The following is an 18,553-nucleotide window of genomic DNA, read 5'->3' as shown; positions in this document are numbered from 1 at the left end:
ATCAACACGATGGTGGACCAGCTCAACGCCTTTGCGGGCGAGGTGACGCGCGTGGCGCGCGAGGTGGGCACCGAGGGCAAGCTCGGCGGCCAGGCGCAGGTGCCGGGCGTCGCCGGAACCTGGAAGGACCTCACCGACACCGTGAACGTGATGGCCGCCAACCTCACCGAGCAGGTGCGCGGCATCGTCAAGGTCGTGACCGCGGTGGCGGACGGCGACCTGAAGCAGAACCTCACGGTGGCGTCAAAGGGCGAGGTCGCGGCCCTGGCCGAGACCATCAACAATATGACGGACACGCTGGCGACCTTCGCCGACCAGGTGACGTCGGTGGCGCGCGAGGTGGGCGTGGAAGGGCGACTCGGCGGCCAGGCGCACGTGCCCGGCGCGGCCGGCACCTGGAAGGATCTGACCGGCAACGTGAACCTGCTCGCCGCCAACCTCACCACGCAGGTGCGCGCCATCGCGGAGGTCGCCACGGCGGTGACCAAGGGCGACCTGACGCGCTCGATCCAGGTCGAGGCGCGCGGCGAGGTGGCAGAGCTGAAGGACAACATCAACACGATGATCGGCAACCTCCGTCTCACGACGGACCGCAACACCGAGCAGGACTGGCTGAAGACGAACCTCGCCCGCTTCACCAACATGCTGCAGGGCCAGCGCGACCTGTCCAATGTGGGCCGCATGCTGCTGTCGGAGCTGGCGCCCCTCGTGGAGGCCCAGCACGGCGTCATCTACCAGGTCGACGAGGGCGGGCTGAGCCTCCTCCACGCCTATGCGGACGCCGCCGAATCCGGGCACCCGAAGCGGCTGCGGCTTGGCGAAGGGCTCATCGGGCAGTGCGCCCTGGATGCGCGGCGGTTCGTGATCACCGAGTTGCCGTCCAACGTCGTCCCGATCACGTCCGGCCTGTTCAAGGCCACGCCGCAGAACGCCATCGTGTTGCCGGTGCTGTTCGAAGGGCAGGTCAAGGCCGTGATCGAGCTCGCCTCGCTCAATCACTTCACCGACCTGCAGATGTCCTTCCTGGACCAGCTCACGACGAGCATCGGCATCGTGCTGAACTCGATCGAGGCTACGATGCAGACCGAAGGGCTGCTGACCCAGTCGCAGCAGCTCGCGGCCGAGCTCCAGACCCAGCAGAAGGAGCTGCAGCAGACCAACGAGCAGCTGGAGCAGAAGGCCCAGCAGCTGGCCGAGCGCAACGTCGAGGTGGAAGCCAAGAACCAGGAGATCGAGCAGGCCCGCCGCGCCCTGGAGGAGAAGGCAGCCGAGCTGGCGCTCACCTCCAAGTACAAGTCCGAGTTCCTGGCGAACATGTCTCACGAGCTGCGGACGCCGCTGAACAGCATCCTGATCCTCGGCCAGCAGCTGACCGAGAACCCGGACGGCAATCTCACCGGCAAGCAGGTGGAGTTCGCCCGCACCATCCACGGCGCCGGCACGGACCTGCTGAACCTCATCAGCGACATCCTGGACCTGTCAAAGATCGAGTCTGGGACGGTGTCGGTGGACGCCGAGGAGATCGTCTTCTCCAACCTGCTCGACATGATGGCTCGGCCGTTCCGGCACGAGGCGGACAGCCGCAAGCTGAGCTTCGACGTGGATCTCGACCCGCATCTGGAGCGCAGCATCATCACGGACTCCAAGCGCCTGCAGCAGGTGCTGAAGAACCTTCTGTCCAACGCCTTCAAGTTCACCGAGAAGGGCGGCGTGCGGCTTACGGTGCGGCCGGCCGCGAGCGGCTGGAACCCGGAGCACCCGATGCTGCGGAACGCCCCGTCCGTGGTCGCCTTCGAGGTGTCAGACACCGGCATCGGGATTCCGCCCGAGAAGCAGAAGATCATTTTCGAGGCCTTCCAGCAGGCCGACGCGGGCACAAGCCGCAAATACGGCGGCACCGGGCTCGGCCTCGCGATCAGCCGCGAGCTCGCCAACCTGCTCGGCGGCGAAATCCAGCTGCGAAGCCAGCCCGGACTGGGGAGCACCTTCGTGCTCTACCTCCCGCTGACCTACGTGGGCGGCCAGTCCGCCGGCCTGCCGCAGCGAGACCTCGGCCCGGGCCCGGGCTACGCCAGCCCGCGCCCGGCGTCGGCGCAGCGCCTCACCGAGGTCCCGGCCGAAACCTTGACGGATGACCGCGCCGCGATCCACCCGGGCGACCTCGTTCTCCTGGTGGTGGAAGACGACCCGCATTATGCCCGCGTGGTCGCCGACCTGGCGCGCGACAACGGCTTCAAGGTGCTGGTCGCGCTCAGGGGCGCGGACGCGCTCGCGCTCGCGCGCCAGTACCAGCCCAGCGCTGTGTCGCTCGACGTCTTCCTGCCCGACATGCTCGGCTGGACCGTGCTGAGCCAGCTCAAGCGCGATCCGAACACGCGCCACATCCCGGTGCAGATCGTCACGCTCGACGAGGACAAACAGCACGGGCTGGCTCGCGGCGCCTTCGCGTTCATGAACAAGCCCACCACCATCGAGGGGCTTGAGGCGGCGCTGAACCGCCTCAAGGGCGTGGTCGGGCCGCGGCGCAAGCGGCTCCTGGTGATCGAGGACAACCCGGCTGAGCAACTCGGGCTGCGCGAACTGCTCGGGCATGACGACGTCGAGATCCTGACCGCCGACACCGGGGAGGGGGCCCTGGCGCAGCTCCGCGAGCAGCCGGTGGACTGCATCGTGCTCGACCTGAAGCTGCCGGACATCTCCGGCTTCGAGGTGCTCGAACGCATTCGTGACGACGCCAAGCTGGCGGATACGCCGGTGGTGGTGTTCACCGGGCGGGAGTTGTCGCCCGAGGAGGACGCGCAGCTGCACACCATGGCGCGCAGCGTCGTCGTGAAGGGCGTCGAGTCGCCCGAGCGCCTGCTCGACGAGACTGCGCTGTTTCTCCATCGGGTGGTGACGCAGTTGCCCCCGCCGAAGCAGCGCATGCTGGAGCGCCTCCATAGCTCCGACGAGGATCTCGTCGGCCGCAGCGTGCTGCTGGTGGACGACGACGCCCGCAACATCTTCGCGCTCAGCAGCGTTCTGGAGCGGCGCGGCATGAAGGTCCTGACGGCGACCACGGGCAGCGAGGCGATCCAGGTGATCGAGCAGACCCCCGAGCTCGCCATCGTGCTGATGGACATCATGATGCCCGGGATGGACGGCTACGAGACCATGCAGGTGATCCGGGCCAACCCGGCCCACAGGCGCTTGCCGATGATCGCCCTGACCGCAAAGGCGATGAAGGGCGATCGCGAAAAATGCCTGGAAGCCGGCGCGTCCGATTACCTGGCCAAGCCCGTCAACACGGAGCAGCTCCTCTCGGCGCTGCGCATGTGGCTGCACCGGTGAGTCAAACCAGCGTGAGCGATCAGGACAAGGTCAACATCCTCCTCGTGGACGACCAGCCGGCAAAGCTGCTCAGCTACGAGGTCATCCTGGAAGATCTCGGCGAAACGCTCCTGAAAGCGTCCACCGCGCGCGAAGCGTTCGAGCACCTGCTGCGCAGCGATGTCGCGGTGGTGCTTATGGACGTGCAGATGCCCGAGCTTGACGGTTTCGAGCTCGCGGCGTTGATCCGGGAGCATCCGCGGTTCGAGAAGATCGCCATCATCTTCGTCTCGGCGATCCACCTGACCGACCTCGACCGGCTGCGCGGCTATGCGGCGGGCGCGGTCGATTACGTCCCGGTGCCGGTCGCGCCCGAGATGCTGCGCGCGAAGGTGCGGATCTTCGTCGATCTTTACCGGAAGACGCGCCAGCTCGAGCGCATGAACGAGGAACTGGAGCGGCGCGTGTCAGAGCGCACGGCTGCGCTGGAAGCGTCGAGCCAGGCGCTCACGCGTTTGAACGAGGAACTCGAAGTCCGCATCGAGGAGCGCACCCGCGAGCGCGAAGCTGCTCTCGCACAGTTGTTCGAAGCGCAGAAGATGGACACCATCGGCCAGCTCACCGGCGGCGTGGCGCACGACTTCAACAATCTTCTCATGGCCGTGTTGGGAAGCCTTGAACTGTTGCGCAAACGCGTGACGGAGGAGCGGTCCCTGCGGCTGCTGGACAACGCCACGGAGGGGGCCCAGCGCGGCGCCGCGCTGACAAAGCGTCTCCTGGCTTTCGCCAGGCGGCAGGAGCTGAAACCCGAGAGCGTCGCCATCGAGGCTCTGTTTGGCGGCATGGAAGACCTTTTGCGGCGTGCGGTGGGTCCGGCGGTCGCCATCGAGGCGGTCTTCGAGCCTGATCTCCCGCCCATCCAGGTCGACGTCAACCAGCTCGAACTCGCGTTTCTCAACCTGGCCGTCAACGCCCGGGACGCCATGCCGGACGGCGGCGTCTTACATATCTCGGCGGAGCGTTTCCAGATCGAAACGCCGACCCATGACGGCCTCGCCCCGGGCGAATACCTTTGCGTCACCGTGAGGGACACGGGGCTGGGCATGGACGAGGCGACGCTGGCCAAGGCGGCCGAACCCTTCTTCACGACCAAGGGGCCGGGCAAAGGCACCGGGCTCGGCCTTTCCATGGTGCACGGGATGACGGCGCAGTCGGGCGGAGCCCTGCGCCTGTCGAGCAAGCCCGGTGAAGGCACCACCGTTCACCTCGTGCTGCCCGTGGCGTCGCGGGACGGGCTGGCGGCCCGGCCGAATCCGCTTCCGTTCAGGGAAACGCCGGCGCCGGCCACGACGACGCGGCTCGTTCTGGTGGTGGACGACGATGCTCTGGTGCGGACCGGAACCTGCGCGATGATCGAGGACCTGGGGCACACCGTGATCGAGGCCGACTCGGCCGCCGTGGCGCTCGACCTGCTGAAAACCAATGCCGGCGTCGAACTGCTGCTGACCGACCACGCGATGCCGGGCATGAGCGGGGCCGAACTGCTGCTCCATGTGAATGAACTTTATCCCTCCGTGAGGGCCATCCTGGCGAGCGGCTACGCCGAGCTCCCGACAGGGCCAGGTCCGACGGATGCGATCCGCCTCGCCAAGCCGTTCAATCAGGACGAGCTCGCAGCTGCGATCTCGAAGGCCCTTGCGGCGCAGCCGGCTCGGCCTTCAATACCGGCCGGACGCTGAGACGTTCCCCTCAGGACCAGCGACGCAGCGTTTGCGAAGGAGTTTCGCCGAAGCTCTGCCGATAGGCGGCGCTGAACTTCCCGAGATGGCTGAACCCGCTGTCCAGCGCGGCCTGGGTGACGGACGCGGCGGCGCCCGTGTCCAGCAGCGTCCGCGCATGCCGCAGCCGCTCTGTCCGGATGAACTGGCCCGGCGTGCAGCCGAGATCGCGCCTGAACAGCGCCTGCAGCAAGCGAAGGCTCACGCCTGACGCCAGTGCGATGTCCCGGAAGCCGATGTCGTCGTTCAGCCGCGTCCTGATGAATTCGATCGCTCGGCCCAGCGCCGGATGGGAGCCGTGGTCCGCCGGTTCGTTCAGCCCCAAGGCCACCGAGAGCAGCGACGCGGCGCGAAGCGTGATCGCCTGCTGCTGAAGGCGGGCGTTGCGCGACCGGAACGGCTCCGGCTCCGTGGTGCAATCGTCGAAGAACCCGAACACCTTGGCGCGCAGCCTGTCGAGGCCGGCGAGATCCGACCTGAGCGCCGCTACCCGAAGCGCCGCGTCAACGTCGACATCGATGTCCAGAAGGTCCATGGCGTCGCGCAGCGCGCTCCGGTCCAGCCGCAGCACGATCTCGCTGTAGCCCTTGGCCGGTGAAAACCGGGCTTCCTCCGCGACCGTGAAGCCTCCCACCGATGCGGTCGTGAAGCGCTGTTCGCCGCCGCGGGTGGTCAGCACGGTTCCACCCGAGGCGGGAAAGAACATCACGGGCACGACCTGCCCGTTGATGCTGAACTCGGCGCTGGTCTCCCACGTGCGGGAAACGTGCAGCCCGGCGATCTCCACCGAGCGGTAGCGCAGCTTGAACTGGCGATTGAGGGCCGTGATCCGGCTCACCCGGCTCGTTCGCAGCTGCAGCGCCTCGCGCGCCTCATCCGGGTCGCGGTAGTCCACGTCGCGCAGCATAATCTCCGGCCAAGGGCTCGGCGCCATGCGTGTTCACCTCGCAGAGGTTGCACAAATGTGATCGTACAACCTGAGCTTTGCAATACGCGGTTCCCCTCACGGTGGATCACACATCGCGCGCCGCGTGGCGCGGCGCGGCCGAAATCATCCGCTTCCTGCGCTTTCGGGAGCATGCTGCGTCTTGGGGATAGCGGCGGCCCATCGCGCTTGGCAACGTTGCGCTGAAGCTCGGTTTTCCGGGCTTCCGACCGCCTCGTATGGGTCAGGCGCTCCCACCCATGAGAGTACGAGGCGGGCCCCGGCCAAGGAGCCCGTCGGGACCTTTTCGTGAAGACAGAGCGGTTGCGCGAAGCCCCTTCGCCACCGCTCGTTTGCATTTCGACCGCCGCCCGGCTTTCAGCGCAAACACAGTCCTGAGGATCGTACCTCAGGGATTGCCACCCGCGCCGGCTTGTTCCATGCTCGGGCTTGGCGAATGGCGGAATGCTCCTCGATGGGCATCTAGACCGACAAAAGACGCCATCTGGGAGGCTTACAATGCATGCTTCACGCATCGCCGGCGTCGCGTTCGCCGGCCTTCTTCTTTCGTCCGTGGCGGTTCTCGCCGGCCCTAAGACCGTGTCCGGCCCCGGCGCCGATCCGCAGTGCTTCAAGCCCTGGAACGAGAAGACCAAGTATCTCCAGTGGGACAAAAAGCCTGGTCCGTACCGCATCGCGGTGGTCAACGGCTTCGTGGGCAACACCTGGCGCATCCAGATGATCAAGACCGCCAAGGCCTATGCGGAGCAGCCTGGCGTCAAGGAGAAGATCAAGGAATTCAAGGTCATCTCGACCGGCACGGACGTCGCCGCCCAGCTCGGCGCGATGGAGGACTTCATCAACCAGGGCTACGACGCGATCGTCACCATCGCGGTGTCGCCGGAAGGCTTCGACAGGGTGATCCGCCTCGCCGACAAGAACAACGTCGTGGTCGTGCCGTTCGACAACGTGCTCGACACCGACAAGGTGATGATGGTCAACGAAGACCAGCTCGAAATGGGCAAGATCTACGGCCGCTGGCTGCGCGAGCAGCTCGGCGACAAGAAGAGCGGCAAGATCCTCGAAGTGCGCGGCCTGCCCGGCAACTCGGTGGATCGCGACCGCCATATCGGCTTCCAGGAAGTGATGAAGAACGGCGCCAATTTCGAGATCATCGAAGTGGTGGGCAACTGGGACGACGGCACGGCCCAGAAGGTGACGGCCGACGCCATCGCGGCGCATGGCAAGTTCGACGGTATCATCGTGCAGGGCGGCTCCACGGGCGTGACACGCGCCATGCAGGACGCCAAGCACCCGTGGGTGCCGATCGCGGGCGAGTCCGAGAACGGCTTCCGCAAGCTGCTGGCGCAGTACGGCAAGGACGGCCTCAAGGGCCTGTCGGTCGGCCAGTCGCCCGGCCTCGTCGCCATCGCCACCAAGGCGGCGCTCTCGGCGCTGGAGGGCAACCCGATGCCGCAGCTCATCTCGGTGCCGATCCCGCAGGCGCGCTATGACGAGATGAAGGACGGCGCCAACTACTGGTCGAACCTCACGGACAATTTCTTCACCGTGAACGAGTTCAAGCCGTGCAACGTCAACATCACGGCCACCGAGATCATGGCAAAGGACGAGAAGAACACCACCAACTGACGCGTTTGGCGGCCTGGGGCGACCCAGGCCGCCCGTGTTCGACGGCGCCGCCGACGCTACCCATCCACCTTGCGTGAGATCGACCAGGCCATGATCGACCGGGACGCCCGTCCTTTGCTCGAACTCTCGCAGACGTCGAAGCGCTATGGCGGCGTGCGGGCGCTGGAGGGCGTCGACTTTGCGTGCTCGGCCGGCAGCATCCACGCCATCCTGGGCGAGAACGGCGCCGGCAAGTCGACGCTGATCAAGATCGTCTCAGGGGTGGTGCAGCCCGACTCGGGATCGATGCGCCTCGATGGGCAGGACGTTCGCTTTTCCAATCCGGCCGCCGCCAACGCGGCCGGCGTCGTCTGTGTGTTCCAGGAATTGTCGCTGATGCCCGACCTGTCGGTCGCGGACAACATCTCGATCGCCGGGCCGCCGACCCGGATGGGCCTCATCGACGCGCGTGCCCAGCGCCGCCGGGCCGAGGAACTGCTCGCCAGCATCGGCTGCGAGGACGTGAACCCGCTGCTTCGCGTGCGCGACCTGCCGTTGTCCCGCCGTCAGATGGTGGAGATCGCCAAGGCGCTCGGCAAGCGGCCGCGCTTGCTGATCCTCGACGAAGCGACCTCCGCGCTCACCAACGCGGACGTGACGGTGATCTACGAGGTGCTGAAACGCCTGCGCGAGGACGGCCTCTCGATCCTCTACATCTCGCATCGCATGCACGAGATCGAGGCCTTGGCGGATCGCGCCTCCGTGTTTCGCAATGGCCGCCACATCGAGACCTTTCCGATGGGCGCGCGCAGCCATGGCGAGATCGTCGAGCTGATGATCGGCCGCGAGATCAGCGCGCAGTATCCGACGCGCGTCACGCGGCCCCGGCCGGCGCCGCTGCTGGAGGTCCGGAAGCTCTCCTGGGAGAACCGCCTGCGCGACGTCGACCTGAGCCTCGGCATGGGCGAGATCGTTGGGCTCGGCGGCCTCGACGGGCAGGGGCAGAAGGAGTTGCTGCTGGCGCTGTTTGGGGTGCTGAAGGGCGTATCGGGCGACATGCTGATCGACGGCAAGCCGGCGCTGCCATCCTCGCCGGTGGATGCGAAAGGCCCGGGTCGGCGCATCGCGCTGATCCCCGAGGACCGCAAGACCGAAGGGCTGATGCTGCCCATGTCGATCGCCGAGAACCTGTGCTCGGCGTCGCTGGACGCGTTGTCGTCCGGCCCGTTCATCGACCCAGGCAAACAGGATGTGGCCGTCGCGGAGGCGATCCGGCAGCTGCAGATCAAGATCGGCAGCCCGGCCGACCCGGTCGCGACGCTGTCGGGCGGCAACCAGCAGAAGGTCGTGATCGCCAAGTGGCTGATGACCAAGCCGCGCATTATCCTGCTGAACGACCCGACGCGCGGCATCGACGTCGGCACCAAGCAGGAGATCTACGGCCTTCTGCGCGTGCTGGCCGACGCCGGGGCGGCGATCCTGTTCTACTCGACCGACTACGACGAGCTCATCGGCTGCTGCGACCGCGTGGCCGTGATGTATGACGGCGCGATCCGGGTCGAGCTGGAGGGCGACGCCATCACCGAGCAGGCCCTGATCGCCAGCGCGCTGAACATCGACACGGCCTCAACGCCAGCGCTGGAGCATGCTTCATGAGCCGACCTACGGCCGACTGGCTGATCCGCCTGCGCCAGAACACCGGGCTCGCCAGCGCCATTGCGCTCTTCCTGGCGTTCTACCTATTCTACAACATCTTCCATCCCAAGGGGTTCTCCACTCCCGTCCTGGTGCAGAACGCCGACGAGGCTATCGCGCTGGCCATGGTCGCGATGGCGCAGACCATCCCGGTGCTGATGGGCGGGCTCGACCTTTCGGTCGGGGCCGTGATGACGATGGTCAACTGCCTCGCCAGCCACCTCGTGATCGGCTCGCCGCTGCAGATCGCCTTCGGCATCGTCACCTGCATCGCGGCCGGCGCGGCATTCGGCTTCGCCAATGGCTGCATCGTCGTGTACGGGCGCATCCAGCCCATCATCACCACCCTGGCGACAGGCGCGATCGCGATCGGCATCGCGCTGTTTCTCCGTCCCAAGCCCGGCGGCAAGGTCGACGAGGACCTGTCCTGGGCGCTCACCAACAGCCTTTCGGATTTCGCCGAAACCTACGGGCTGTTCGACGGCGGCAAGGCGGCGTGGTTCCAGCCGATCGCCTGGATCCCGGCCGCGCTGGTGCTGCTGGTTCTCGTGATCCTGCTGATCTGGGTTCCGTTTCGCCGCACCGTGATCGGGCGCACCATCTACGCGGTGGGCTCGGCGGAAGGCGCGGCCTTCATGTCCGGCCTGCCGGTGGACCGGGCCAAGATCGCGGCCTTCACGCTGTCTGGCGTCTTCGCGGCGCTGGGCGGGCTGTTTCTCGCCATCCAGACCTCCTCCGGCAACGCCGACCTGCCGCAGGCGAGCGCCTACACGCTCAACTCCATCGCGGCCGTGGTGCTGGGCGGCACCTCGCTGCTGGGCGGCTCCGGCTCGGCGGTTGGCTCGGTGTTCGGCGCGCTGATCCTGCGGGTGATCTCGTTCAATTTCCGGATCTTCGACATCCCGCCGCTGATGCAGTCCCTGGTGGAGGGGCTGATCCTGCTGGCGGCCGTGAGCCTCGGCGGCCTGCGGGTGCTGCAGGTCAAGAACCGGCTGGAGCTGTTTCGATGAGCGCCGCGCTGGAGAAGCCCGCCCGTTTCGCGCTCGGGCCGGACGACAAGCCGATCGTGATCGCGTCGGCCTTCATCATCCTCCTTTTGGTGATCGGCACCGCCTACACGCTGGTGACCGCCGGCACCATGACGCTGCTGTCGCCGAACTACCTGCTGCAGCAGCTCCAGATCGGCGCCTTTCTGGGCATCGTGGCGGCCGGCATGATGCTGGTGATCCTGATCGGGCACATCGATCTCTCGGTCGCGTGGACGCTGGCGGCCTCCGCCATGATGGCCACGACGGTCGGCGGCCCCTGGGCGATCCCGACCGGGCTCGCGGTGGGGCTGGCGGTCGGCCTCGTGAACGGGCTCGGCGTCGCCTATCTGCGCGTGCCGTCGATGATTTTCACGCTCGCGGTGAACGCCGTGATGCGCGGCCTCATGGTGGCGCACACCGGCGGCTTCGCGCCGCAGACGGCCGCGACCGACCTGATGCGCTTCCTGGCGGCGGGCCGGGTCGGCGGCATTCCGATGGCGATCTTCGTCTGGGTTGGCGTGTCGATCGTCATCGCGGTGGTGCTGAAACGCACTGTGTTCGGCCGCACCATCTACGCCATCGGCAACCGCGAGGCGGCCGCCTACCTGGCCGGCATGCGCACCCGCGGCGTGATCGTGGCGGCCTTCGCGGCCTGCGGCATGTTGGCGGGCCTCGCGGGCGTGCTGCTCGCCGGCTACTCCACCAAGGCCTACCAGGGCATGGGCGACGCCTACGTCCTTCCCGCCATCGCGGCCGTGGTGATCGGCGGCGCCAACATCCTGGGCGGCAGCGGCCGCTACGCCGGCACAGTGGTGGGCGTGGTGCTGATCGTTCTGCTGAACAGCGTCCTGTCGATCATGCAGATGCCCGAGGCTGGCCGCCAGATCATCTACGGTGCGGTGATCATCACCATGCTGCTGGCCTACCGCAGCGGGCGCGTCCACCAAGGGTGATGGCTTGCGCTCTCCAGAACGCCTCTCAGTCCGGCAACACCGCCGTCGCCTCTATTTCCACCAAAGCGCTTTGCTCCACCAGGCGCACCACCTGGACGAGCGCCATGGCAGGGTAATTGGCGCCCAGCACGTCGCGGTACGCCGCGCCGATCGGCTTGAGGTTCGCCTGGTAGTCGGCGATGTTTGTCACGTACCAGGTCAGCCGGACGAGATGCCGGGGTTCAGCGCCGCCGCTGGCCAGGATGGCGCGGATGTTGTCCAGGCACTGGCGCACCTGCGCGACCAGGCCGTCCGGGAAGCGCTCCTGCGCGTCCCAGCCGACCACGCCGCCCGTGACCAGCAGCGCGCCGCGCGCCAGCACGCCGTTGCTGTAGCCGCGCGGACGGGGCCAGCCCTCCGGCAGCAGGTCGCGCCGGGAGGCGTCAGGGAGGGGAGCGGCTTCAAGCGCCGGGCTGATGTCGGTCATGATGGTCACGCGGACAGGGGAACGGGGTCGGCCGCCAACGCGACCTGACGCAGGGCGAAGCGCTGGAGCTTGCCGGTTTCAGTGCGCGGCAGGCGCTCCACGAAGAGGATCGAGCGCGGGTACTTGTAGGGCGCGATGTCACGCTTCACGAAATCCTGCAGCTCCTTGACCATGTCCGGCCCGGCCTGCACGCCCTCGCGCAGCACCACATAGGCGCGCACCACCATGCCGCGCTCCTCATCCGGCGCGCCGACCACGCCGCACTCCGCCACGGCGGGATGCGCCAGCAGCGAGGCCTCGACCTCCGGACCGGCGATGTTGTAGCCGGACGAGATGATCATGTCGTCCGTTCGGGCCTGGTAGACGAAGTAGCCGTCCTGAGTCTGCAGGAAGGTGTCGCCGGTCACGTTCCAGCCGTTCTTCACGTAGTTGCGCTGGCGCTCGTCCGCGAGGTAGCGGCAGCCGGTCGGTCCTCGCACCGCGAGGCGGCCGGGGGTCCCGCGCGCGACCTCGCGGCTCTCGTCGTCGATGATGCGGGCCTCGTAGCCGGGCACCACCGTGCCGGTCGCGCCGGCGCGAACCTGCTCAAAGGGGGCGGCGATGAAGATGTGCAGCATCTCGGTCGCCCCGATGCCGTCCATCATCGGGATGCCGGTCGCCTTGCGCCAGGCCTCGAAGGTTGCGGCCGGCAGGCTCTCGCCGGCCGAGACGCAGCGGCGCAGGCTGGAGATGTCACGGCCCTCCAGCTTGCCCAGCATGGCCCGGTAGGCGGTCGGCGCCGTGAAGCTGATCGTCGCGCGGAACCGCTCGATGGCGGCGAGGAGTTCGTCCGGCCCGGCCTTGTCGAGGATCACCGACGACGCGCCGGCGCGTAGCGGAAACAGCACGAGCCCGCCGAGCCCGAAGGTGAAGGCCAGCGGCGGCGAGCCGATGAAAACGTCGTCCGGGCCGGCCTTCAGCACCTGCCGGCCATAGGCGTCGCAGATCGCCAGCAGGTCGCGATGGTTGTGCATCGTGCCCTTCGGCTCGCCCGTGGTGCCGGAGGTGAAGCCGATGAGGCAGCAATCCTCGGCCGCGGTGTCGACCGGCGCAAAGCTTGGCGACGCCTTCGCCATCAGGCTTTCGAGCGAGGAGGGCGCGCCGTCGCCCCAGGCGACGATCCGCTTCAGGTCGGGCGCGAGGCCTTGGGCCGTTTCGAGATCCGCCAGCAGGCGCGCGTCGCACAGGGCGAGCGAAACCTTGGCTTTTGCGATCGGATACGCCAGCTCACGGGCGCGCAACAGCGGCATGGTGGCGACCACGACGCCGCCCGCCTTCAGGATGGCGAGGTAGGCCGCAACCAGCATCGGCGTGTTGGCCGAGCGCAGCAGCACGCGGTTTCCCGGCACGAGACCGAGGTCGCCCACCAGCACGTTGGCGATGCGGTTCACCCGCTCGGCGAGGTCGGCATAGGTCCAGGTTCCGCCCGGCGCATGGATGCAGGGCGCGTCCCCGTGTCCCTGCGCCAGCCAGTTGTCGAGCAGCTCCGTCACGGCGTTCAGCCGCTCCGGGTATTGCAGCTCCGGGAGCGTGAACAGGAAGTCCGGCTGCAGCTCCGGCGGGGGCAGGTTCTCCCGCGTGAAGGTGTCGACATGCGCTGAACGGGTCATGGGGGGGAACCTCGCGCCTCTGCCTTCAGGACTGGCTCGCCGCGCGGGCTTTCAGCACCTCGCGGGCGATGATGAGCTTTTGCACCTCGGTGGCGCCTTCGTAGATCCGCAGCGCCCGGATCTCGCGGTAGAGCCGCTCCACCACCGTGCCGCTTTTCACGCCGAGCCCGCCGAAGAGCTGCACGGCCTTGTCGATCACCGCCTGGGCGTTTTCGGTGGCGGTCATCTTCGCCATGGCGGCTTCGCGGGTGATGCGCGGCGCGCCGGCGTCGCGCGCCCAGGCGGCGCGGTAGACCAGCAGGGCGGCGGCGTCGACGTCGGTCGCCATCTCGGCCAGCGACGCCTGGGCGAGTGGCAGGTCCGCCATGGGCGCGCCAAAGAGCTTGCGCGTGAGGGCGCGGTCCAGCGCCTCGTCCAGGGCCCGGCGAGCAAAGCCCAGCGCCGCAGCCCCCACGGTGGAGCGGAACACGTCCAGCGTCGCCATCGCGACCTTGAAGCCCTCGCCAGGGCCGCCGAGCCTGTTGGCGAGCGGGACGCGGCAGCCCTCGAAGGCGAGGCGGGCCAGCGGGTGCGGGGCGATCACGTCGATGCGCTCGGCGATTGTGAGGCCCGGCGCGTCGGCCGGGACGATGAAGGCCGAGATGCCACGCGCGCCCGGCGCCTCTCCGGTGCGGGCGAACACCACGTAGACGTCCGCGATGCCGCCATTGCTGATCCAGGTCTTCTCGCCGTCGAGCCGCACGTGGTCAGGCCCGTCCGGCGTCGCCGCGCACGCCATGGCGGCGACGTCCGAGCCGGCCTCGGTCTCCGACAGCGCGAAGGCCGGGATCACGCGCCCGGCCGAGACCTCGGGGAGCCAGCGGCGCTTCTGCTTATCCGTTCCGAACAGCGCGATAGGGCCGGAGCCGAGCCCTTGCATCGCGAAGGCGAAGTCGGCGAGGCCGTCGTGGTAGCCGAGCGTCTCGCGCGACACGCAGAGGCTGCGCACGTCGTAGCCGTCGCCTTCGCCCCCACAGGCGGCGGGTGCCACCGCCTTCAGCCAGCCGGCGCGGCCGAGCTCGGCCACGAGGCGGCGACAGGAGGCGTCGACGTCGTGGTGGTCGACCAGCCCGGGCAGGACGTCCGTCGCCCAGGCGTCGAGCTTTGCGGCGCGCTCCGCGTGGCAACGCTCGAAAAAGGGCCAGTCCAGATAGGAGCGGTCGGGCATGTCAGTCGCCCTCGAACACGGGCTTCTGCTTGGCCGCGAAGGCCCGGTAGGCGCGGCCGAAGTCCTCGGTTTGCATGCACAGCGCCTGCGCGACGGCCTCGGCCTCGATGCTGTCGTCGACGCCCATCGCCCATTCCATGTGGAGCATGCGCTTGGTCATCGCATGCGCGAAGGTGGGGCCGGCCGCGATTTCGTCGGCCATCGCGAGCGCGGCGTCGAGCAGCGTTTCGGGCTCGAGCAGGCGGTTGAAGAAGCCCCAGCGCTCGGCCTCGTCGCCCGGCAGGGCGCGGCCCGTGTAGAGCAGCTCGGAGGCGCGGCCCTGGCCGACGATGCGCGGCAGCATCGCGCAGGCGCCCATGTCGCAGCCGGCGAGCCCAACGCGGTTGAACAGAAACGCCACCTTGGCGCGGACCGTGCCGTAGCGCAGGTCCGACGCCATGGCGACGATGGCGCCCGCGCCGGCGCAGACGCCGTCGATGGCGGCCACGATGGGCTGCGGGCAAGCCCGCATGGCCTTCACGAGCTCACCGGTCATGCGGGTGAACTTGAGCAGCCGCACGGTGTCCATCGCGACCAGCGGGCCGATGATCTCGTGCACGTCGCCGCCGGACGAGAAGTTGCCGCCCGCGCCCGTCACCACCACGGCCTTCACGGTCTCGTCCTTGCCGAGGGCGCGGAAGAAATCGCACAATTCCGCATAGGATTCAAAGGTGAGCGGGTTCTTCTTCTCAGGCCGATTCAGGGTCACGACGGCGGTCTTGCCGCGCACCTCGAGGCCGAAATGTTGGGCCTCGTAGCCGCCCAGCGGCAGCGTGATCGGGTTGGCGTTCATCGTGCATTGCTCCCGGCCAGTCCGGCGCGTACGGAGGCCTTGGCCTTCGCGAGCAGCCGCATGAGGTCGTTGATGTCGTTCTCCGCCATGCCGGCGAAGAGGCGCGCCAGCCAGTCGGCGTGCTCGGCCGCCATGGCGCGAAATTCGGCCCGGCCCTTGGGCGTCAGGGTGATCACCTGCACGCGCCGGTCGTGCTCGGCGGTGCGGCGATCGACGTCGCCGGACGCCAGCAGCTTGTCGACCACGTGGGTGACGTTGCCGTTGGAGACCATCATGCGCTTGGACACGTCCGAGAGCGTCATGCCGTCCGGCGCGCGGTCCAGCTGCGCCATCAGGTCGAAGCGGGGCAGGGTGATGTCGAAGCGCTCGCGCAGCTTGGAGCGGATCTCGCCCTCGATGAGGTTGGCGCAGGTGAGCAGGCGCAGCCAGAGCCTCACCTCGCTCTCGTGGGCGGATGGCTCCTCCAGCGCCTTGGTTTCAGCGTCCAGCAGCATGGGCGTGCCTTTCAGGCGATGGTTTCGCCGCCATCGATCACGATGGCCTGGCCGGTGACGGCCGCAGCGGCGTCCGAGACGAGCCACAGCACGGCGGCGGCGATCTCCTCGGGTTGGACCAGCCGGCCCATCGGCTTGGCGTCCACGAACTCGGCCATGAGGTCGCCGGCGTGGCGGCCGACCTTCGCGGCCCGATTCGCCATGCCGCTCAGCACCATGTCGGTTTCGGTGAAGCCGGGGCAGATCGCGTTCACGGTCACGCCCGTTCGGGCCGTTTCCAGCGCCAGCGCGCGGGTGAGGCCCAGCATGGCGTGCTTGCCCGCCGCGTAGGCGGTCATGAAGGCGTAGCCCTTCAGCGCCGCCGTGGAGGCGATGTTGAGGATGCGGCCGCGCTTGTCCGCCACCATGCCGGGCAGCAGCATGCGGATGGCCTCGGCCGGCCCGGTGACGTGCTGGGCCAGCATGGCGGCCAGCGCCGCGCCGTCGTCCTTCAGGAAGGGGCCGGAGGCCGCCGTTCCAGCGTTGTTGACCAGGATATCGATCGGCCCGTCGTTCAGGGCGCATTCCAGCGCCTGCCTGAGCGCCGGCGCATCCGCCACGTCGGCCGCAATGCCGCGGGCGGCGTCGCCTGCCGCGACCGCCTCGTCCAGCGACGCCTGCGAGCGTCCCAGAATGGTGACGTCGGCCCCGGCCCGGGCCAGCGCGTGGGCGATCGCCCGGCCGATGCCGCGGCTTCCGCCGGTGACGATCGCTCTGCGTCCACTGCAGTCGGCCATGCTGTGCCTCGCGCCAGATGCTTTAAGCTTAAAACTGTTCTGCGGGGGAGCGCAAGAGCGGCGTGGCGTCGGTCAACCTCCCGTCATCGCGAGCGCAGCGAAGCAATCCAGCTGACGCCGGGCCAGATGGCGCGCCTTCCGCCCACCGCCTGGATGGCTTCGTCGCTTCGCTCCTCGCAATGACGGCGAGGGGAAATCCAAGCGGGAGTACCGCAGATTATTTGAACCCTAAAATAATTTGCGCGACGGATTGGGTCGTGCCAACAATTATGTGTGGAGCCCGGGTGGGCGGCCGTCCTAGCATGGCGCCCGAAACAGGGGAGGGGTTGTGCAGATGAGGCGTATCGCTCAAAAAACGGTGTTGGCGTCGATGTTTGGGGCCAGCGTGCTGGCGCTTTCGGCGTCCGGCGCACTGGCGCAGGAGCCGCTGAAGATCGGCCTCGTGACCGTGCTGACGGGGCCGCAGGCCGCGCTGGGCGGGCAGGTTCGCGACGGGTTCAATCTCGCGATCAAGGATCTCGGCGGCAAGATGGGGGGCCGGCCGGTCGAGGTGATCGTCGTCGATGACGAACTCAAGCCCGACGTGGCGGTCACCAAGGTCCGCACGCTGCTGGAGCGCGACAAGGTCGACTTCGTGGTCGGGCCGGTGTTCTCCAACATCCTGCAGGCGATCTTCAAGCCCGTCACGGACAGCGGCACGATCCTGATCTCGCCCAACGCGGGCACGTCCAACTTCGCCGGCAAGCAGTGCAACGAGAACTTCTTCGTCTCGTCGTACCAGAACGACCAGCCGCACGAAGTGATGGGCAAGTACGCGCAGGACAAGGGCTACAAGCGCGCCTACATCATGGCCCCGAACTACCAGGCCGGTAAGGATTCGCTGGCCGGCTTCAAGAAGCACTTCAAGGGCGAGATCGTCGACGAAGTCTACATGCCGCTCGGGAACCTCGACTTCTCGGCCGAGCTGGCCAAGATCGCGGCCGCCAAGCCGGACGTGTTCTTCGCCTTCATGCCGGGCGGCATGGGCGTGAACCTGGTGAAGCAGTACCGGCAGGCCGGGCTCGCCGACAAGACGCCGTTCTTCTCCGCCTTCACGGTGGACGAGTCGACGCTGCCGGCCCAGCAGGACGCCGCGCTCGGCTTCTTCGGCGGCATGACCTGGGCGCCGAACATGGACAACCCGCAGAACAAGAAGTTCGTCGCGGCCTATGAGGCGGCCTACAACGCCGTGCCGGCGTCCTACGCCATGCAGGCCTATGACGCCGCGCAGATCATCGACAGCGCATTGAAGGCCACCAAGGGCTCCACCTCGGACAAGGCGGCGCTGCGGGCGGCCATCAAGAAGGCCGACTTCACCTCGCTGCGCGGCAAGTTCAAGTTCAACACCAACGGCTACCCGATCCAGGACTTCTATGTCGTCAAGGTCGCCAAGCGGCCGGACGGCAAGTTCCAGACCGAGATCGGCGAGAAGGTGTTCACCGACTACGGCGACACCCACGCCGCGGACTGCCCGCTGAAGTGAGCGGATGAGCGCCGTCGCCCCTGGCCGGAGCCGCGTAGCGGCGGAAGGCGAGGGGATCCAGGGTAGCGGCGCTCATCCTTTGGTTCCCCTTCTCGGCGCTGCGCTCCACCGGAGCTGACGGTGGAGCGGCTGCGCCACGCAGGAGTGCGTTGGCGAAGGAGCCGGAAAGGGGGCGGCCGGTGTGAGAAATTCTGCCGCCGCACGATCGCCCCTCATCCTGAGAGGCCGGCATAGCCGGGCGTCTCGAAGGACGAGGGGATTCAGTTCGCTGAATCGTAGCGCCCGCTGAG

At 67.9% G+C, this 18,553-nt stretch carries 14 protein-coding genes; 7 read left to right on the top strand and 7 right to left on the bottom strand.

What is annotated here, in order from left to right:
* A partial coding sequence (locus tag IEV99_RS23760) for a response regulator (protein WP_244643863.1) occupies positions 1-3,330 on the top strand: 3,330 nt, incomplete at its 5' end.
* Positions 3,331-3,341: 11 nt separating this feature from the next.
* On the top strand, positions 3,342-5,048 hold the full coding sequence (locus IEV99_RS13935; protein ID WP_244643862.1) for a response regulator: 1,707 nt from the start codon (positions 3,342-3,344) through the stop codon (positions 5,046-5,048).
* A 10-nt stretch (positions 5,049-5,058) separates the two neighbouring features.
* Here IEV99_RS13935 and IEV99_RS13930 read toward each other — a convergent pair whose 3' ends face one another.
* Positions 5,059-6,021: an AraC family transcriptional regulator gene (locus IEV99_RS13930; RefSeq protein WP_188518371.1), complete on the bottom strand. Its 963-nt coding sequence runs from the start codon at positions 6,019-6,021 to the stop codon at positions 5,059-5,061.
* Positions 6,022-6,531: 510 nt separating this feature from the next.
* Between IEV99_RS13930 and IEV99_RS13925 the strand changes: the two genes are divergently transcribed.
* The 4 genes from IEV99_RS13925 to IEV99_RS13910 all read left to right on the top strand — a co-directional run bounded on the left by IEV99_RS13925 (position 6,532) and on the right by IEV99_RS13910 (position 11,317).
* Complete coding sequence (locus tag IEV99_RS13925; protein ID WP_188518370.1) at positions 6,532-7,662, top strand: sugar ABC transporter substrate-binding protein; 1,131 nt, start codon at positions 6,532-6,534, stop codon at positions 7,660-7,662.
* A gap of 90 nt (positions 7,663-7,752) precedes the next feature.
* Positions 7,753-9,297 carry a sugar ABC transporter ATP-binding protein gene (locus tag IEV99_RS13920; RefSeq protein ID WP_188519666.1) on the top strand — a complete coding sequence of 515 codons (1,545 nt, stop codon included), beginning with the start codon at positions 7,753-7,755 and terminating at the stop codon, positions 9,295-9,297.
* Positions 9,294-10,346 carry an ABC transporter permease gene (locus IEV99_RS13915; protein ID WP_188518369.1) on the top strand — a complete coding sequence of 351 codons (1,053 nt, stop codon included), beginning with the start codon at positions 9,294-9,296 and terminating at the stop codon, positions 10,344-10,346. Before IEV99_RS13920 ends, IEV99_RS13915 begins: the two co-directional genes overlap by 4 nt.
* Complete coding sequence (locus IEV99_RS13910) at positions 10,343-11,317, top strand: ABC transporter permease (RefSeq protein WP_188518368.1); 975 nt, start codon at positions 10,343-10,345, stop codon at positions 11,315-11,317. Before IEV99_RS13915 ends, IEV99_RS13910 begins: the two co-directional genes overlap by 4 nt.
* A 25-nt stretch (positions 11,318-11,342) precedes the next feature.
* On the opposite strand, the gene IEV99_RS13905 is transcribed toward IEV99_RS13910, so the two are convergent.
* Genes IEV99_RS13905 through IEV99_RS13880 form a run of 6 tightly spaced genes read right to left on the bottom strand, consistent with a single transcriptional unit; the run spans position 11,343 to position 16,741 of the window.
* Entirely contained in the window at positions 11,343-11,783 is a 441-nt protein-coding gene (locus IEV99_RS13905) for a RidA family protein (protein ID WP_188518367.1), read from the bottom strand.
* Positions 11,784-11,788: 5 nt separating this feature from the next.
* Complete coding sequence (locus IEV99_RS13900; RefSeq protein ID WP_188518366.1) at positions 11,789-13,432, bottom strand: benzoate-CoA ligase family protein; 1,644 nt, start codon at positions 13,430-13,432, stop codon at positions 11,789-11,791.
* A 25-nt stretch (positions 13,433-13,457) separates the two neighbouring features.
* On the bottom strand, positions 13,458-14,639 hold the full coding sequence (locus IEV99_RS13895; RefSeq protein WP_188518365.1) for an acyl-CoA dehydrogenase family protein: 1,182 nt from the start codon (positions 14,637-14,639) through the stop codon (positions 13,458-13,460).
* Between the two features lies 1 nt (position 14,640).
* The gene (locus IEV99_RS13890) at positions 14,641-15,471 is read right to left on the bottom strand and encodes an enoyl-CoA hydratase family protein (protein ID WP_188518364.1); all 831 of its coding nucleotides are present in this window, start codon (positions 15,469-15,471) and stop codon (positions 14,641-14,643) included.
* Positions 15,468-15,965, bottom strand: coding sequence for a MarR family winged helix-turn-helix transcriptional regulator (locus IEV99_RS13885; protein ID WP_188518363.1), 498 nt, complete (start codon positions 15,963-15,965; stop codon positions 15,468-15,470). Before IEV99_RS13885 ends, IEV99_RS13890 begins: the two co-directional genes overlap by 4 nt.
* A gap of 11 nt (positions 15,966-15,976) precedes the next feature.
* Entirely contained in the window at positions 15,977-16,741 is a 765-nt protein-coding gene (locus IEV99_RS13880; RefSeq protein ID WP_188518362.1) for an SDR family NAD(P)-dependent oxidoreductase, read from the bottom strand.
* 370 nt (positions 16,742-17,111) lie between these two features.
* Between IEV99_RS13880 and IEV99_RS13875 the strand changes: the two genes are divergently transcribed.
* Positions 17,112-18,263 carry an ABC transporter substrate-binding protein gene (locus IEV99_RS13875; RefSeq protein ID WP_244643965.1) on the top strand — a complete coding sequence of 384 codons (1,152 nt, stop codon included), beginning with the start codon at positions 17,112-17,114 and terminating at the stop codon, positions 18,261-18,263.
* Positions 18,264-18,553 lie beyond the last annotated feature (290 nt).

The organism is Alsobacter metallidurans (assembly GCF_014636935.1).
GTDB classification, from domain to species: domain Bacteria; phylum Pseudomonadota; class Alphaproteobacteria; order Rhizobiales; family Beijerinckiaceae; genus Alsobacter; species Alsobacter metallidurans.
The sequence above is the reverse complement of the archived record's forward strand: the minus strand, read 5'-3'. Positions and strand labels throughout refer to the sequence as shown.